The 17,370-nt window shown below is 56.4% G+C and carries 13 protein-coding genes; 7 read left to right on the top strand and 6 right to left on the bottom strand.

Annotated elements, in window-relative coordinates:
- The first annotated feature begins 178 nt into the window (after positions 1–178).
- The 4 genes from SIC19_RS14725 (at position 179) to SIC19_RS14710 (ending at position 5,651) form a co-directional block, all read left to right on the top strand.
- Positions 179–2,170 (top strand): hypothetical protein, encoded by a 1,992-nt coding sequence (locus tag SIC19_RS14725; protein WP_127401795.1) that lies wholly within the window; start codon positions 179–181, stop codon positions 2,168–2,170.
- A 206-nt stretch (positions 2,171–2,376) separates the two neighbouring features.
- On the top strand, positions 2,377–3,249 hold the full coding sequence (locus SIC19_RS14720; protein WP_127401796.1) for an SDR family NAD(P)-dependent oxidoreductase: 873 nt from the start codon (positions 2,377–2,379) through the stop codon (positions 3,247–3,249).
- The gene (locus SIC19_RS14715) at positions 3,242–4,168 is read left to right on the top strand and encodes a ferritin-like domain-containing protein (RefSeq protein ID WP_127401797.1); all 927 of its coding nucleotides are present in this window, start codon (positions 3,242–3,244) and stop codon (positions 4,166–4,168) included. The genes SIC19_RS14720 and SIC19_RS14715 overlap by 8 nt, the downstream gene beginning before the upstream one ends.
- A gap of 4 nt (positions 4,169–4,172) precedes the next feature.
- On the top strand, positions 4,173–5,651 hold the full coding sequence (locus tag SIC19_RS14710; RefSeq protein WP_127401798.1) for a flavin-containing monooxygenase: 1,479 nt from the start codon (positions 4,173–4,175) through the stop codon (positions 5,649–5,651).
- Between the two features lie 90 nt (positions 5,652–5,741).
- On the opposite strand, the gene SIC19_RS14705 is transcribed toward SIC19_RS14710, so the two are convergent.
- Positions 5,742–6,221 (bottom strand): FKBP-type peptidyl-prolyl cis-trans isomerase, encoded by a 480-nt coding sequence (locus SIC19_RS14705; protein WP_085679461.1) that lies wholly within the window; start codon positions 6,219–6,221, stop codon positions 5,742–5,744.
- 216 nt (positions 6,222–6,437) lie between these two features.
- Here SIC19_RS14705 and SIC19_RS14700 point away from each other — a divergent pair, with 216 nt between their 5' ends.
- The gene (locus SIC19_RS14700) at positions 6,438–8,849 is read left to right on the top strand and encodes a response regulator (RefSeq protein WP_127401799.1); all 2,412 of its coding nucleotides are present in this window, start codon (positions 6,438–6,440) and stop codon (positions 8,847–8,849) included.
- Positions 8,850–8,955: 106 nt separating this feature from the next.
- On the opposite strand, the gene SIC19_RS14695 is transcribed toward SIC19_RS14700, so the two are convergent.
- The 3 genes from SIC19_RS14695 to SIC19_RS14685 form a co-directional block, all read right to left on the bottom strand.
- Positions 8,956–10,734, bottom strand: a complete 1,779-nt coding sequence (locus SIC19_RS14695; protein ID WP_127401800.1) for a DEAD/DEAH box helicase — start codon at positions 10,732–10,734, stop codon at positions 8,956–8,958.
- Between the two features lie 221 nt (positions 10,735–10,955).
- Complete coding sequence (locus SIC19_RS14690) at positions 10,956–12,182, bottom strand: benzoate/H(+) symporter BenE family transporter (protein WP_075196950.1); 1,227 nt, start codon at positions 12,180–12,182, stop codon at positions 10,956–10,958.
- 10 nt (positions 12,183–12,192) lie between these two features.
- Complete coding sequence (locus SIC19_RS14685) at positions 12,193–13,554, bottom strand: FAD-dependent oxidoreductase (RefSeq protein WP_075196949.1); 1,362 nt, start codon at positions 13,552–13,554, stop codon at positions 12,193–12,195.
- 135 nt (positions 13,555–13,689) lie between these two features.
- Between SIC19_RS14685 and SIC19_RS14680 the strand changes: the two genes are divergently transcribed.
- The gene (locus SIC19_RS14680) at positions 13,690–14,346 is read left to right on the top strand and encodes a GntR family transcriptional regulator (protein WP_075196948.1); all 657 of its coding nucleotides are present in this window, start codon (positions 13,690–13,692) and stop codon (positions 14,344–14,346) included.
- 357 nt (positions 14,347–14,703) lie between these two features.
- On the opposite strand, the gene SIC19_RS14675 is transcribed toward SIC19_RS14680, so the two are convergent.
- Positions 14,704–15,156 carry a hypothetical protein gene (locus SIC19_RS14675; RefSeq protein WP_228712255.1) on the bottom strand — a complete coding sequence of 151 codons (453 nt, stop codon included), beginning with the start codon at positions 15,154–15,156 and terminating at the stop codon, positions 14,704–14,706.
- Positions 15,157–15,403: 247 nt separating this feature from the next.
- Here SIC19_RS14675 and SIC19_RS14670 point away from each other — a divergent pair, with 247 nt between their 5' ends.
- Complete coding sequence (locus SIC19_RS14670; RefSeq protein WP_127401801.1) at positions 15,404–15,964, top strand: hypothetical protein; 561 nt, start codon at positions 15,404–15,406, stop codon at positions 15,962–15,964.
- A 32-nt stretch (positions 15,965–15,996) separates the two neighbouring features.
- Here SIC19_RS14670 and SIC19_RS14665 read toward each other — a convergent pair whose 3' ends face one another.
- Positions 15,997–16,998, bottom strand: coding sequence for a nuclease-related domain-containing protein (locus tag SIC19_RS14665; protein ID WP_228712256.1), 1,002 nt, complete (start codon positions 16,996–16,998; stop codon positions 15,997–15,999).
- Positions 16,999–17,370 lie beyond the last annotated feature (372 nt).

Raw genomic sequence — 17,370 nt, 5'->3', positions numbered from 1 at the left:
ATCGGATCTCTTGCTCATAATGATATGTAGGTTAACGTCAGCCTGTTTACCAATCATCAGCCATTGATCCTATCCGAAATGGTGGACCAACAGGTTCCTGGCTTCAGCCAACCGGTGGGCACGGATGTTTTCGACAGTCCAGGTTGACACAGTCCGAGGTTGGCTCAAGGATGGTTGTATGGCCAGACAAAAAAAAGCAACCGAAAACCAGAACAGCCGCGCGCCAACGGAACTTGTAAATGCATTTGACGATGCCGTTAGCCGCCTTGCTGCAATCAACGCGATCGAGGGCGTTTCGCCCGTATTCGAAGTAATTGATGCGGCAAGGCCCCTGGTGCTCAGCTCCGAAGGGCTGGACGCAATCTACGAACGCGTTCCGGCCATTGAATCCGCCGGGTTCTTTGGTGGCAGCGATTGGGACTACCCCCAGACACTGGTGCCTTCCCTGGCTGCGCGTACGGTCCGCCACGGGGAGCCCACCGCAACACTGGTCGAATGCCTGAGTCAGGTTCGCCTGTTGGCGGTCACCAAAGGCGACTACGTCCACGCTTCTATCTCGGCGGAACATGCCCATAATTTCCTCGCCCAGGTGATGGCGATGAACCTGGACCTGGTGGTCAGTGATGACCTGCAGGAGAGCGACCGGCTGCGGCCCGATCAGCTCGGCCATGCCGTGCAGAACCTGTATCACTACCTGCTCCAGCATCTGGGATATGAAAACCTGCTGGAGCACCTGGTGGCCGAAGTCTGGCGGATTCTGGAGCAGCGCCCGGTGCAGGTTGAGGGCGTCAAACACATGGTGACCCAGATTGCCGTCTGCCTGGAAAAACCCGACGCCCTGGGCGGAGAAGTCGGCGACGACGCCCTGCAACTGATCAACGCCGTATTCAGCCCCACCGAAGGTTGCCGTGAAGACCCTGGCTTTGAAGTCTATTCCGAACGACTGGCGGACATGGACGACGCCGCCCTGATGCAGGAAGCCATCGCCTTTGCCCAGGCCATGCACAACACCGGCCTGGTGTCGGCCTACATGCCGGTGTTCATACGCTACCTGCGCGGGCGCTGGAACGCCCTGATCCCCACAGCCCTCGGGTTGAGCTACACCGGTGCCGATGCATTCCACTGCTACCCTGCACTGATTCACCGCCTGATCGACGACGCCGTGTTTCCGGAAACCAGTCAATGCACTTACGGCCTGGCCATGATGCTGGAGCGGGGCATTCTTTACTCGCCACCGGTAGCGCCATCCCTGTGGCGCCAGATACGCATGACGCTCTGCGACGCCGCAGCCGAGAAGATCGCGACGGTCTTCGGCAGCAGCCGTTCCCCCGAATGTTTTTTGCTTGCCGACGTACTCAACGTGCTGGGGCGGCCACTGGGCGTGGGCCAGGGCAACTACCCGACCTGCCAGTCCACCCGCGCCCTGTCCATGTGGGCGTACAACATGCCGGCAGAACTGCTGCGCATCCTTGCCTGGGCAGCACGGGACGATGAGATCGTTATGCGCTTCGAAGGCAACAGCATTTCTTCAAAGGAGCTTGGCGCCGGACTGGCAACCGAACCGCCCGTGGATGTCGATGCCGTATCCCTGCTGACCGTGCCGCATCTGGACCGTATCTATTTTGAAATGGGGCGGCGCAGTATTGGCCGCGGAGAGGATCCCCACAAATGGGTCAACGCCGAGTTTCACGGCGACCACGTTGGCCACGGATTTCGCATCGCCGTGGACGTTTTCACCGGCGGCCTGAAAGACTTCGAAGGGTTTGTCCGGGATTTCTACGCCGCCTATCACCCGTTCTATAACGGCAACATTCCCGTGATCAATCCACAGCCGGCCGGTATCGCGGTGACCGACAGCGCCACGCGCTTTCTCGGCTGGCACGCCATCACCATCCAACGGCTCGCCATGGACCCAGACAAGACCATGCGCGTCTACTTTTTCAACCCCAACAACGACAGCGGCCAGAACTGGGGCCAGGGCGTCATCACCTCCACCCATGGCTACGGTGAACTCTTCGGCGAAGCTTCCTTACCGGTAGCCGAGTTCGTCTCCCGACTGTACGTGTTCCACTATGACCCGATAGAAAAAGGCGAGCCGGGCGACATCCCTGCCGATGAAGTCAACCGGGCCATGGACCTGGCCCGGGGCAGTTGGGCTTCGGGGCGGTAGACAACGCAATGTGCTGACCTTCCAAGAACCGCATCAGGCGCCAGCCTACGGTTTCCCAAGGCTCTGGACCACGCTCTCCAACGCCGGCCAGGTTCGCAATCTGGTAACAGTCCGCAAGTAAATCGTCCTCTCTCGAATCACATACGGCCCAAAAAGCTCGGCCGTCTCGTGCGACCCTGTTTGAAACTTGATAAGCGGAATCGGCAATGTTTCAAAAGCAAAGACTCACCCATCAGTCACGGGCTGTCATCACAGGCTCTGGAAGCGGCATCGGCAAAGCCCTCGCATTGGAGCTGGCCCGTCGCAAGGGGCTCATCGTCTGTTCGGACATCAGCCTGCAAGCGGCTGAGCAGACCGCCCGGGAGGTTCGGGCAGAAGGCGGCGAGGCCTGGGCTGTCGCCTGCGACGTTAGCGATCTGGCGCAGGTTGAGGCACTGGCCCAGCAAGCTCAGGAGCTACTGCCGCAACCCCTGAACCTGGTGATCAACAACGCCGGCATCGGTATCGGCGGCCAGAAGATCGGCGACGTCCCAATCGCGGATTGGGCCTGGACCATCAACATCAACCTGTGGGGCGTTATCCACGGCTGCCACGTGTTCACGCCGCTTTTGAAGGGCCAGCCAGCCGCCGGCATTATCAATGTTGCCTCCACTGCGGCCTTCTCCGCGGCACCGTTGATGGGGCCCTATAACGCCACCAAAGCGGCCGCCCTGGCGATTTCGGAAACATTGGCTGCGGAGCTCTCCGAAACCAACGTTCAGGTCACCGCGCTCTGCCCCACCCTGGTGAAAACCAACATTGCCGCCAATGGCCGGATCACTGGCGATTCCGGTGCCCTGTTCAACCGGTTGATGGACCGTTTCGGAATGTCAGCCGAACAGGTGGCAAGAATCACCCTCAATGGCCTGGACCGGGGCCAGCTGTATGTGATGCCGCAACTGGACGCAAAACTGATCTGGCGCCTGAAACGACTGCTGCCAGGCGGCTACGCCGTCGGCACAGGCTTGCTGAACCGTTTTGTCAGTAAGACCGGGAGCGTAACCGAAGAAGAGACAGCGAGAGGTAGACTCCATGGCTAAAATCGACCTGGACAAGATGTTGGAGAAGATCAAGAGCTCCCAGTGGTCACTGTCCGACGTGGATTGGGACGCACCGGGAGCCGAGCTGATAACCGCCGAACAGTGGCCCAAACTGAAAGCCTTCATGGCCGACCTGATGTGGATCGAACATGTAGGTGCCCGCGCTTTCGCAGCCATGGCCAAGAAAGCACCGGATGACACGCTGCGGGAAATCTACACCTATTTCCACGCCGAAGAACAGCGCCACGCCAACGCCGAAATGGCGCTGATGAAGCGCTGGGGCATGCTGGAAGAAAACGAGCTGCCCGAGCCCAACAACAACCTGCGCCTGGTGATCGAGTGGCTGGACCGCTTTGCCGACGACCAGCCCGTGTACGTGCTGGGCACCGTGGTCCCCATGCTGGAGATTGCGCTTGATGGTGCCCTCTGCAAGTTCCTGCTGGAAACCGTGGACGACCCCGTCTGCCATCAGGCCTTTGAGCTGATCAACAACGACGAGTCCCGGCACCTTGGCGTTGGCTTCACGGTGATGGAAATGCAAGGCCATGGAAAAACCTACAGGGAACTGGCGCGTATGGTGGCCCAGCTGATAGACCCCCGGCTGATCCTCGGTATCGCCTCCTACTTTCCGTTGCTGAACAAGATGCGCGACAACATCATCGAAATGGGCCTGCCGGAAGAGAAACTGTACGCAGCCATGCAGAAATTCGAAAAGATTGGTGGCCGCTCAGAAGACGGCCGGCGCAACCCCTGGTTCCAGATCATCAAATACCACGGGCGTTTCGTGGTGGATCGGGGTAACCGGTTCTACCACAAGCCGATCGACGCCCTGGTCAAAGTGACCGACGCCATCCCCCGGCGAGCCTTCCCCGCTGTACCCAGCTGGGTGCGCGAAATCACCTACCAGACGACGGCCTGACGCCATGACTGACGTACAGACGACGCCTGTGGTTACCACCGTGATCATCGGGGCCGGTTTTGCCGGCCTCGGCACCGCCATTCGCCTGCAGCAGGAAGGCATCGATGACATGGTCATACTGGAGCGGGACGAGCAGGTAGGCGGAACCTGGCGGGATAACCAATACCCCGGTGCCGCCTGCGACATCCCCTCAAACCTGTATTCCTATTCGTTTGCGCCAAACCCGGATTGGTCCCGAAGCTTCTCCGGTGCTCGCGAGATCCTGGGCTACATCCACCATCTGGTGAACCAGTTTGACCTGGCCCGATACATTCGCTTTGGCACCAACGTCACCGGCCTGAACTGGGATCAGGACAGGGGCGTATGGGAGGCCACCACCGAGGGCGGAGAAACCTACTACGCAAAAACCGTGGTGATGGCCCAGGGGCCGTTATCGAACCCGGGCTTTCCGAATATTGCAGGCATCGAAAACTTCAAAGGCAAAAAAATCCACAGTGCCCAGTGGGACCACAACTACAACCTGGAAGGCAAGCGTGTCGGGGTAATCGGTACCGGAGCCAGCGCCATCCAGATCGTGCCAAGCATCGTGGGCAAGGTCGACAAGCTGACCGTGTTCCAGCGGACACCACCCTGGGTGATGCCACGGCCAGATTTCGAAACGCCGGACTGGCAGAAGCTGGCGTTTCGAAAACTGCCCCTGAGCCAGAACGCATTGCGCAAGGCGCTCTACCTCGCCCACGAATCCATGGCTCTTGGGGTGATCTGGAACTCACCCCTCACTCGCCTGGCAGAGCGGCTGGGCAAGTGGCACCTGCGCAATCAAGTGAAGGATCGCTGGCTTCGCCGCCAGCTAACCCCGAACTACCGCCTGGGCTGCAAACGGGTATTGGTATCCAGCGACTATTACCCGGCCCTACAGCAACCCAATTGCAAGTTGATCACCTGGCCCATTGCCCGGATCGATGAAAACGGAGTGCGCACGGTTGAGGGCATCGAGCACCAGTTCGACTGCCTGATTTTTGCCACCGGTTTCAACGTCAGCAACGCCGGCACACCGTTTCCGATAACCGGTGTGGATGGCCGGCAATTGAACGAAGAATGGAAACGGGGCGCATCGGCTTACAAAAGCATCAATGTTTCCGGCTACCCGAACCTTTTCCTGACATTCGGCCCGAACTCCGGCCCCGGGCATAACTCCGCTCTGGTGTATATGGAGTCGCAGATTAACTATATTGTTAAAGCCGTGCGCACCATCACCAGCCTTGACCTGAAAGGATTGGACGTGCGCCAGAGCGCACAGGAAAGTCACAATCGTGCGATACAAAAGCGCCTGTCACGAACCAATTGGAACACCGGCTGCAAAAGCTGGTATCTCACCGAGGATGGTTTTAACGCGACCATGTATCCAGGATTTGCCACACAGTATGCGCTGCAAATGAAAGAGGTAGTTCTGAAAGACTATCGGCTTCTGCCGCATAGCTGAAGAGTCTTTCAAAATCTCCAGGGCTTCGGGGCGCATTTTACTGTGGGTATCTGCGATCACACCAATTTGCATCTACGCCCCCTTTTATCTTCAGTGATGCCCACCCGGCCCATGCGCGTGGCCGTGCGCTATCTCTTCCGCATCGGCGGCACGTACTTCGATCACTTCGATATCGAAGGTCAGGGTTTTACCGGCCATCGGGTGGTTGGTGTCGACATCGGCAAATTTGAGGCCGACCTTGGCGACGATCACATGGCGCGGGCCCTGCTCCGTTTGCACCTGGGCGATCATGCCCCGCTTCCAGCGTTTGGCCCCCATCAGATGCTTGACCGGCACGCGCTGAACGGCATCGGCCTTGCGCGGACCGTAGGCTTTTTCCGGAGTGACGGTAACGCTGAACGTATCGCCAGCCTCACGACCTTCCAGGGCTTCTTCCAGACCCTGGATAACACCGCCGTGGCCATGCAGGTAGGCATTCGGCTTGCCACCACGGGAATTCTCAACTTCGTTGCCCTGTTCATCACGGACACTGTAGTGAAACAGGACCACCTGATTCTTTTCGATTGGCATAGGATAGGTTCTCTTCGACGGTTCAAAGTACGCCATTATACCCAGTGGCGGCCTTGACTTCAGTGAAGGCAAATCAGACCTGCCTCGGTTCACTTCCATCTGATAACAAGTCGCGGAACTTTTTTCAGCAAGCTATGATCAGGTAACAACACTCTCCGTTAATTCGAAATCTGACCCACACTCTGATTTTCCTCCAACAGCAGATGAGGTTCATGAATGGTAGGCGCCAACTTGGGAGTAAAGTATCAGGAGCTCAGACAGCAGTATGCTCAAAACCTTCCAAGCCGCGCAAAGGAACTGAGAGCTTCCTGGAGCCATTTGCAACATGTCAATTGGGACAAGAAAACACTATTGCTCATGGACCGGTGCGCCCACAAGCTGTCGGGCAGCGGAACTACGTTCCAGTTTTCTGCCATCAGCGAAAGTGCACAGGTCCTCGAGAGCCAGTTGCAGCACGTGCTGAATAAACCGGTAGCAACTCCCATAGAACGTGACCAGATTGAAGCCTCGCTCCAGGCTCTGGAGCGGGCCATTGACCAGGCTATCAATACCGCCACCCCGAACGAAACGGCCCCGGCGGCTGTGACTGTCATAAACCATCACCGAATCGCCGTCATCGAGGACGATCGCAACCAGGCGGTTTTTCTGCAGGGTTGGTTGGAACAACGGGGCTTTGATGTTGACACGTTCGACACGCCAAACGCCTTTAGCCAACAAACAAACGACTACTACCACTTGATTCTTCTGGACATCAGCTTCCCCGACGGCGCTTTGGAGGGAATAACGCTTCTTGACCGCCTCAAGCACCAGGTGGATGCCTGTAGCCCGGTGATCATGATGTCAGCCCGAAATGACATCGTCGCACGTATGCGGGCTATGCGGGCCGGCGCGGATGGCTACATCACCAAACCCCTGGATATGGACGCGCTGGAGAAGCGGATCGATCAGCTACTCAGCACCAGTGTCAGGCAAAGGGTACTTTGGGTGGATGACGACAGCGACCTGCTCGCCTACTATCAAGACTTACTGTTCAATCAAGGTTACGAAGTAGAAGGCCTTTCCCAGCCCGCGAGAATTCTCGAGCGCATCGAACAGTTCCAACCTGACGCCATCGTGCTGGACCACGAAATGCCGGGCGTCCAAGGTCTGGAACTTGCCCGCGCGCTGCGCCAGGACCCAAGATATCTCACCATCCCCATCCTGTTTGTGTCAGCGTCGCAGGCAGTAGCCGACCACCTCGAGACGAACAGCATGGCGGGCAATGAGTTCTTCCAGAAACCACTCGACAATCAACGATTCTTGGCGGCGCTGCATCATCACCTGGCACAGGCTCAACGCATCTCGGCGCGCATCAACCTGGTCAGTCAACGCAAAGAACGTCAGGGCTTGCAGAACCATGACTTTTTTCTGACCGAACTGGCCTCCTCCCTCGCTTATCTTGAGGCCTCGCCTAACAACCAGGCGCGGTTTCTGGTCCAGGTGGGAATCGACCGCGAGGAGTACCTGCGCGCACAGCATGGCGCACGCGCACTGGCCAGTTTAACTGCCCGCATGGAGCACCACTTCGCGGACCAATTGGGTGCCAGGGATTCCGGCTGTCGCCTGGGCGGCGGCAGCTTCCTGTTTCAAATAACCGCGCCTGTAGCCGAGGACGCAAGTGCCTATCTGGACCAGTTTCACCAACGCCTGAACAGCCCGGCATGGTCCCTGGGTGAACCGCCGAATTCCGTTACCGTCAGTATGGGCGTATTGCCTCTTACAGAAGCGGTGAATGAAGACAAGGCCCTGATGGAAGTCGAGCAGGCTTGTTGTGAGGCCATGCAGGCGGACAACGCTCGGGTGGTCTGGCGGCGGGCGCCGGAGCGTTCCGATCATAGCAAACTGGATGATCGCATTCGGGAACTGCTAGATGCCCAGGCCTTCAAACTGCACTACCAGCCGATCGTGAATATGAACTCCGGAGATACTGTCTTTGAAGCCCTGGTACGGCTAGTGGATGAAGACGATGCCTTGTATCTGCCCGGCCAGTTCTTGCCACAGCTGACAGAGGGAAATCATGGCACCTTGCATGATCTCGATCGTTGGGTCGTGGAGCACGCGCTTGAGGGACTCTCAGAGCTTTCGGGAAAAGCCGCAGCGGGTTACTCCGTGGCGATCAAACTCGCGTCCCCCATGGCGGATGTAGCCAGAATGATGCCCTTTCTCAGCAGCGGTATGCGCAACGCGAGCATCAAAGGCAAACGCCGCATTTACCTCGCATTGTCCAGCCCAACCGTGATCAAAGACGTCGCAAAGGCCAAGCAGGTATTAAACGTGCTGCACGGCATGAACTGTGGTCTTATCATCGAGCACGTTGAGACCGGCCCGGCATCGATTGAACTGCTGAAAGAGTTGCCGACCGTGGAATTCGTGAAGCTGGCTCCAAAGTATGGCACCAGCGCCGAGCAGACGGCTGAACTGGAAAACATGCTTCGCCAGCTTACCGGGGTCTTCGGGTCGAGCCAGCCAATCGTAGCCACCCGGGTCGAAGACGCCAAGGCTCTGACGTGGTTCTGGGACCGTGGCATCCGCCATTTTCAGGGGCACTTCATCCAGGCGCCGGAAGTGGCCATGACCTTCGAGCTCTGAGCATCACGACCTTGTGCGCGCAACCAGGCGCTAACGCCCCCCGGTTCGGCAGCGTGCACTTCAGTCAATTCGATATAGAAGGTCAGGGCTTTACGGACCATCGGTTTTACACCTCATTCGCCTTACGATAGCTACCCCGATAATCAAAAATCCGCTCCTGCACCTGCCAATAATGCTTCTGCTTGCGGGCAACAACAAAATCCGGCGCTGGCAACAAGGCCTGGCTCTCAAGTACTTCCTCCGCCTTGCTGAATGTTTTCGGCGCTCGGCCGTTCGCGAAACGCCGCCCGAACAGCTTGTTGAAAACGGTGCGCTGGCCAGGCTTGCTGAAATCAAACGACTCCCTGAGTTCCTCCCCGTCCTCGCCGTGATAGGTCACTCTCAGCTTGTTTCCATCAACACTGAGTGCAATTCCAGCGCAACGGATCACCATGGCATCCTTGAGCTTCAGCGCATCTCTCAGCTGATCATCCGGGTCGATAATGGCTTTCTGGCATCGGTGACAGTTGCGGGCGGCAATATCGTTCTCGCCACCGCAGTGGGGACACTCCTTGAAGCGAAAACGGTAATAACACTGCTCAAGGCGACCTTTCTGCGAAGCAGGCTCGTCTCCGTCCACAGGCTCCAGAAGCCCCTGACAACGGCGCCCGTAGTGCTCGAGCACACGGCCTTCACTGTCTGTTTTGCCCCAGAAGATATTGGCAAAGCCACAGCCCGGGCAGAATACCTGCACCGGCTCACTGTCCGGGTTCGGTTTCGGTTCGCCCACCTCCGGATGATGCAGATTCACGTGGTTGCCCGCGTAATCAATCACCAGGCAATCCTGCTTGCCCTCGTCAAGGCGAAGACCACGGCCCACGATCTGCTGATACAGGCTGACCGACTGGGTAGGCCGAAGAATGGCAATAACGTCCACATGGGGCGCATCAAAGCCCGTGGTGAGCACGGATACGTTCACCAAGTACTTCAACTGCCGCTGTTTGAATCGTTGAATCAGCATGTCCCGATCTTTCTGATCGGTCGCGCCAGTTACCAAAGCGGTCTCATATTCAGGAAGATAACCGGTGATCTCCCTCGCATGCTCCACCGTGGCCGCAAAGATCATCACTCCCTGGCGCTCAGCGGCCAGTTCCATCACCTGCTCAATGATCGCGCGGGTCACACGCTTGTGTTTGCTCAGCAGCTGGTTGACGTCCTTCTCGGCATACTCGCCAAAGCGGTCCCGAGCCAGCGCGGAGAAATCGTATTGCGCCACTGCCGCATTCACCAACTCGGGCCGGGTGAGATACCCCCGATTGATCATATAGCTCAACGGCAGTTCGTAAATGCAGTGCTGAAAGGGCTTGTCCTGCTCGTCAACAGAGCCGCGAACAAAGCCCCGGTAGTGATAACGATAGATCCAGCCCATGGCCAGACGGTAGGGCGTAGCGGTCAGCCCGAGCACTTTGAGGACGTCATTCTGTTGCCGTAGCAACTCAATAATGCGTTGATACTGACTGGTTTCATCGCCGCTGACCCGATGACACTCATCGATGATGACCAGCGAGTATTCATCCCGGAACTGATCCAGATTCGCCGATACCGACTGCACACTGGCAAACGTCACCTGATGGTGGCTTTCCTTGCGCTTCAGCCCGGCGGAGAAGATGCCGCCGGCCAACCCATAACTCTGGTATTTGGCGTGATTTTGCTCCACAAGCTCTTTGACGTGGGTCAGCACCAGAATCTTGCGCCGGGCAAGACGGGCCAGCTCGGCAATGACCAGGCTTTTGCCGGCGCCGGTTGGCAGCACGATGACGGCAGACTCATCGGATCTGCGGAAATGATTCAGCGTGGCGTCGACGGCTTCCTGCTGGTAAGGCCGGAGCTTGAAGGGAACATTCATTTTTTGGGGCTTAATCGTTTTCAGGGTAACAAGGCGGCCATACTAGCAGACACGGCTGACGTTACCTGTGAGCCCCGATAATTCTTTCAGTACTTGCTACCGCCCAAAGAAGTAACCACTGGTAATTTATAGCCACTGGCGGCGGAAGGACTGTTTCCGAGACATCGACTCCACGGCCAGACTGGCTCGCCAGTCTGGCCGTTTCCAGAGCGGTAAGGGAGTTATGGCGTTTGCGGGACCAAGAGTTGTTTAAACTGCTGCTTCTCTGTAATCAGAGTGATGACCAGCCCCGCCACCAATGCCCAGAATGGCGCAGTGATGTTCAGAAAACTAACGCCACTCAAGGCAACCACAAAAGCGGTGAAAGCACCGAGCTGGAAGGACGCTTTTTTCTCAGTTGTGAACGCCAGTTGCAGTGACTGAAGCAGGACGTTAATCATTGCCAACCCTGCAACAGTGGCGATGAGGGCCAGGGGCACAAGCTTGATAAAGCTGATCGCATAGCTGGAAAGGATCCCGAAAGTCAGGCAAATCAGCCCACAGATTATCGAAGCCACATAGCGCTTTTCTTTCTCGCTCCCTGCTACCTCGGACGAACAGATGGCCGTCATCGGCCCGGCGATGTTGGCATTATGAGCGCCAAAAAAGCACGCGACCATGCCTCCAATTCCGGACAGCGTAGTCATGGTATTCACCGGCGGCTTGTACCCCTCGCTCATAAGCACCCCTGTCGCCTGGGCGTTTTCAGCACCAACCACCAGAACGGCAACAGGCAACGAGATGGCAATGAATGCCTCGAATGAGAACGCAGGCATATAGAAACCAGGCAGCTGAAACTGGGCGGCCGTTGCTACCGGTGCGGCTTCACCAAAGACGAAGAACAGTGACAGCCCAACCGCGAGCGCCGGGATAATGGGTGTCACCCTGGGAAGAAGAGCCAGAGAGCAGAAATAAGTAGCCACTGTGGCCCCTGCAATCAGGGGCAGGTCCGACAACCCTCCCATGATGCCCGTCGCAAACCGCATAAGGGCTCCCGCGATCATCGCCATGATAATAGGCATAGGGATCAGGCGAATGATGCGATTCACCAACCCCGTTACTCCCAGTACAAACACCATAGCGCCAGCCATGAAATAGGCACCCACGGCTTCCTCAAACGGGAAATGTCCGAGAGTTCCGCCAAGCATCACTGCCGCCGGAATCGACCAGGCGCCACTGATCGGCTGGCCCGTTTTCCAGGCCAGATACACACCAATACACCCGCCAAAGAACCAACAGGAAAACAGCCAGCTCACGATCTGGCCATCCGTCAGCCCTGCCTGCGCTCCCGAGTTAATGATAATGAGAGATGTGGCAACACAGCCGAAGATAGCGGCCAGCAAACCCGCAGAGATGTTTTCCTGCGTCAGGTCCCGAAGGGGATTGCGAAGATTTTGTGTTGTTTTCATTATGTTGTCCTCAGAGAGCGCTGCCGTTGTCACGCATCATTGCGCGAATAGTTGTACCCTCAATGCTGCGCATAGGAATGCTTGCGTTGAGAGAGTAAACCGCCGCTGTAGCCGCAGCATGGCCATATTCAAAGCACTGTGCAGTGACACGGGCAGACGCCAGCGCCTCATGTTCAGCACTCAGGCATCGGCCCGCAACAATAATGTTTTCTCCGATTTCCGGAAGCAGTGCGCCATAGGGCACTTCATAATAATCATCCAGCAACCAGTGCAACTTCGGCTTTTCGCCATTGTGCAATTCAATGGGCCAAGGTACCCGACAGATCCCGTCGTCTCTCTTCCGGCAACTGACGACGTCTTCATTGGTGAGCATCTCAACGCCGACTATAGAACGTGTCTGGCGAATCCCCACTTCGACCCCCGTATCCACCACGTAAGCGTTCTCACAGCCGGGCACGAAGTTGTTGAGGAATCTTGTGTAGTCCCTGACCTGTAATCGCCCACCGATCTCCGCTTCAGTGAAGTCCGCAGGATCAATGACGTTCAGAACCCGACCACCCTGACCGGCCAGGCGGGTCGCATTCACCATGAGTTCGCCCGGTCGAGTCGTCGGGAACATCCAGATTTTATTTCTGGGAAGGGTGTATTCCCCGGTTTCCCTGGCCTCATCAATGGCCGCCGTGACCTTCGGCGGACAAATGGTATTGTCACCGTAATAGTCCAGATAGGTATCGATATCGACGCCCCCCACACGGAAGAACATCGTTGGATTCTGGATTCGCCCTTGGTCCCCGTAAAAATAGCGATGCCCCGCCCGTGCGATGACCGCCGCATCCCCGGATGCATCAATGATCCGCTTCGCAAGAACCACAGAGCGCCCGGCATTGGATTCGATCACAACACCCTGGAAATGATCGCCCTCCATGATCACGCCGGTGACCGCCGTATGCAGGTAGAGCTTGACGCCGGCCTCCAGCAGGAACTGATCTGCTGCCTCTCTCCACATCAGAGGGTCATGAGTTGCTGTGAACGTTTTGCCGTAGGCCTGCGGCTCAGTCAGGCCGCCCCGACGGCGCAGTTCCGTGCGAAATCTCTCCGTAAACCCGAAAACCACCTGCTCCGGGCCATCCGGGTGCTGCTCCCTCGCCAGATACATGCCGCAAATAGTGCCCGACATTCCAGCCACAGCCGCGCCACCACAGAAACCATACTTCTCGATCAGCAGCACTGATTTCCCGGCTTCTCCAGCCACTGTTGCGGCTGCAACCCCGGCGGCACCGCCGCCAACCACCAGTACATCTACCTCGTCCAGCACCGGAAGATCCGGCTGCTGCTCATAGCGGCACACTGTTTTCCACGATTTGAAATCCATAATACTCACCTCTTGTTGTTGTGATATATCAGTTGAACATCAATCGTATTCAGAAGATATAGTCAGTGTCAAACGATTTTGCTATGCTGGCGATCAATCCTTTTCCAACATTCACCCATAAGCAGCCCCTGACGGATGAAGAACAAAAGCGACGTTGCCTACGATTTGCTGGAGCAGTTGATTACCTTCCGGGAACTGGAGCCAGGAACCATGGTTTCGGAGAGTCAGCTGATGAAGCAGACGGAGCTGGGCAGAACCCCTATTCGAGAAGCCCTACAGAAACTCGCAGCAGAAAAGATGGTGGAGATACATCCACGCAAAGGGATTCTGATTCCGTTAATGTCGGTCGAAGTACAGTTAAAACTGCTTGAAGTCAGGAGAACCCTGGAGGAACAGGCGGTACGGTTTGCGGCTCATCGCTCAACTGTCGCCCAGAAAGAAGCGATGCTGCAGCTCGCAGAACAGCTGCTGGACGAGACCCTTTATGGAAACCCTAAACGGTATGGAGAGACGTTGAAGAAGGTGCACCGTGCCGTTGCGGATTCCACTCAGAACGAATACCTCACCATGGCCATTCTTCCTCTACAGGGGCTCTCAAGGCGGTTCTGGTTCGCTCACATTCAGTCATTCAACCTTGAGTTCGGAATTGCCGGCAAACTACATGCAGCAACCCTGAAGGCCATCTGTCATGGGGACGAAAGCAAAGCAGCGGAATCCTCGCTGGCCGTCAACGATTACCTCACGGAGTTCGCTTACCACACGATCAGACGGTTCCCGGGTACGGCTCGGTAGTATTTGCAAAACTGTGCATCCATGCCGGCAGACGGTCGAATGGGGCTCAGTGACCAATCCGGGATCGGCGTTGTACCGTACTTTGCCTTACTGTCCTTGCGGGAGGTCTACAAATAGCCTGGAGCCGTCACGCCCTACCCATCAAAAGCCATAACGACAAGCCGGCAACCACAGAAAGAAGCACGGCCACATGAACAGCCAGGTTCTTCCGGGCCGTTGGAGCGGGCTTTCTGGCGAAACGAAAATAGTCGTCACCAAACAGCCCAACGCCGCAGCCCTCACAGTAGTTTTTTGAGTAGGAAAGCCTCAGCTCGGATGGGTCAAATTTTTTCCGACAGCTGTAGCAACTCGGCTTGATCATTCCGGCCCCCGGGCAGAGCGGTGTTCGGTCAACAATCGGCAACTCCCCACCGCCTGCGCCTGAAGATACTCACAAAACGCCGTCACATCGGGATTCGTGAACTCACTGGAAATGAACTCACCCGGAATCAGCCCTTCATCCCATCGAGACGTCACCAAAGTATGGGGATACGCCACATCGTCGCCGGGATAAATCTGCACCACCGCTTGGGTCTGGTGAATATAAAGATCACGAAGTTCTTTGGCACACCTAAGCGTACTCAGGTCATGCCTGGCATCACACTCATAGTCCTTCCCGATGAAGAACTCACTGGCAACGGAAAACAGCGTGTTTTCATCCAGAGCAGACGACGGCGCCGGATGAATGGTTCTGGCGACATCGCCGGCCATGTTGGTACAGCCGGCGATTAACGACAGCAATGGAATCACCAACACCTGAAACTTATTCACAACAGCGTCTGACCACTTAATCTTTTCGATTGGCATAACGTTTTCTGCAACGGTTTGAGGTAGGCCATTATAGCCAGCAGTGGCGCTGACTCCGAAAGCCGGAGATCGGAACACCTCGGCTCATCCTGGATGAACAGGAGAGTATGCCGCCCTCTCCAGAGAGAGCCAGGTCTATCGCGGCCATCCACCTTATGCAACAATGATATAACAATATTCTATTTAGATAACATTGTAAGGAAACAGAACGATGCAAAGGATTTTGGCGTGCACCTTTATTTCGGCATTAATGGTCGGTTGCGGAGGCGGCGGAAGTGGGAGCGATCTGGAAAAAACCAACGAAAATACCACTCCCGGTTCAGGTTCGTCTGACGGGAACGACGATAGCGACCCCGTGACGCCACCCGATCAAGTCACGGTACTCGAGGGCACCTGGAAGAAACCATGCGGGCACGTGGAGGGCGAAGCACACTACGATATCGTGACGGTCTCTTTCACCCGCAGCGCATTTGCCACAAGTATCGAGAACTACATCGATAGCGCTTGCACCACCCCGTTACCGGAAGCTCCAAATCCTACCTCATCAGGCAACTTCACACTCGGTGAAGACGTTTTACTGAGTTCCGGCCTCACCGCTACCGAACTCACGTCGCATGTGACTCAGTTCAATGGCGCCGACTTCGAGATCGACGAGTACAATGTCGTTTACATCAACAACAATATTCTCTACACAGGAGAAGGCACAACCAGTTCGCCAGACCAGCGGCCAACCAGTCTCGATTATGATCGTCCATTCTATCGACTGAACTAGGTTACTTGCCCAGGGGCGCTACCCTTTCAGATTCAATGCTCTTCCCCTCGCAAAACCTTATACCGAGCACACGCCTTGTCCCTGTCTCTTAGAAGGCGCGGATCCGAGCTACCAATAGCAGCCGCAATCAGGGAGTTACATTCCTGCCGCGCCAAAAGAAACTCGGAGGAAGATTGATGAACACGCTGAATAACAGCACTTGACGAAGGCTCAGGCTCCACCGTCCGTGAATCGGTTTTGGGCTCGCTTTCAGGTCTGTGACGAGTGGGCTGCGGTGCGCTTTGAACCCTGTGCTCAGGCACCCTTTTTGTGTCTATTGCCATCTCCTGCGAAGCAAAATTCCAATAGGCGTTCATTCCGATCGCGCCGACGCCCAACATCAAGGCTGGAAAAACCAAGAACTTGAGGCGTCCCCTACTCGGCCGACGAGGCGCTTCAGCGTAGCGCTCGGCAACCAAATTTCTCACATGGTGAGCATGGGCCCGGTCGGTGGCGAAAGATGCCTTGAGGCGACCAGCTGCCACCTTCTCCCGAACCTCCGCCACCTGCTCCAGGCTAAGCAAAGGATCAATCTTCGACTTGATATAACGAACATACCCCAGCCCCTGAGTCACGTTTTCCGGCATGGGTGTTTTGAACGTGCTGTCCCCCACAAACACCACCACCGAGTGCACCTGATGGTCGTTTAACCCGAGCAATGCCTGGAGCGTTTTTACGTGCTTATAGTTCTGGTGCAGCGGGTTCTGGAACTTGTGATTGGAGCGGAAAATCTTCTGGGTCCAGAAGCGCTGATGAGGGCCACCAAATATCCAGCCCTTCATGTTTTTTGTCTCGACAACGAAGACCCCGAATTCCGACACCAGAACATGGTCAATCTGCGTGGTGCCGTCCTCTGTGGGGAGGGTAACGTTCTTGATGAGATGGTAGCGGGATTTATCCAGTAACCACCGTGCGGAGAAGTTGACCAGAAACTCGCCAAACTTACCTTTGAACCAGGGCGACTTGATTACACCCAGCATGATTGCAAGGGGCAACAGGTACCAGAGTAGAAGTGATAAGGAGCTGGTAGACCGGGCTCAAATCCATTTCTCAAACATCCTTGCTTCGTTTCCTAAATCCATCCGACGTGAAACATAAATCAGTCTTCGTTTCGGCGCCTTAGGATTTTTGTAACTACTCGCCAAGGAAACATCGGCCACTGTGGCCGAGCAACAAAAACGTGCTTTGAGAGTTCGGAGCTGAAAAGGCCGACAGAAACTGCCGGCCGAGAGAATTCCAGGTACTTAGCGCGCAAGAATCTGAACTATGCGTTTGCGCTGCAACCGTCGATCTCTTCGTCGATAATCAGATTCCCCTCTACACGGAACCCTATCCGGCCAACCAGGAACGCCTGCTGCAGACTGGTT

Origin of the sequence: Marinobacter sp. MIT930201 (assembly GCF_047122665.1) — a bacterium.
Classification (GTDB): domain Bacteria; phylum Pseudomonadota; class Gammaproteobacteria; order Pseudomonadales; family Oleiphilaceae; genus Marinobacter; species Marinobacter salarius.
This window is presented reverse-complemented; position numbering and strand designations above follow the sequence as displayed.

Bases quoted from the DNA above. Each gene is read 5' to 3' on its own strand.
- SIC19_RS14725 (WP_127401795.1), top strand. From the start codon at position 179: ATGGCCAGACAAAAAAAAGCAACCGAAAACCAGAACAGCCGCGCGCCA.
- SIC19_RS14720 (WP_127401796.1), top strand. From the start codon at position 2,377: ATGTTTCAAAAGCAAAGACTCACCCATCAGTCACGGGCTGTCATCACA.
- SIC19_RS14715 (WP_127401797.1), top strand. From the start codon at position 3,242: ATGGCTAAAATCGACCTGGACAAGATGTTGGAGAAGATCAAGAGCTCC.
- SIC19_RS14710 (WP_127401798.1), top strand. From the start codon at position 4,173: ATGACTGACGTACAGACGACGCCTGTGGTTACCACCGTGATCATCGGG.
- SIC19_RS14705 (WP_085679461.1), bottom strand. From the start codon at position 6,221: ATGCCAATCGAAAAGAATCAGGTGGTCCTGTTTCACTACAGTGTCCGT.
- SIC19_RS14700 (WP_127401799.1), top strand. From the start codon at position 6,438: ATGGTAGGCGCCAACTTGGGAGTAAAGTATCAGGAGCTCAGACAGCAG.
- SIC19_RS14695 (WP_127401800.1), bottom strand. From the start codon at position 10,734: ATGAATGTTCCCTTCAAGCTCCGGCCTTACCAGCAGGAAGCCGTCGAC.
- SIC19_RS14690 (WP_075196950.1), bottom strand. From the start codon at position 12,182: ATGAAAACAACACAAAATCTTCGCAATCCCCTTCGGGACCTGACGCAG.
- SIC19_RS14685 (WP_075196949.1), bottom strand. From the start codon at position 13,554: ATGGATTTCAAATCGTGGAAAACAGTGTGCCGCTATGAGCAGCAGCCG.
- SIC19_RS14680 (WP_075196948.1), top strand. From the start codon at position 13,690: ATGAAGAACAAAAGCGACGTTGCCTACGATTTGCTGGAGCAGTTGATT.
- SIC19_RS14670 (WP_127401801.1), top strand. From the start codon at position 15,404: ATGCAAAGGATTTTGGCGTGCACCTTTATTTCGGCATTAATGGTCGGT.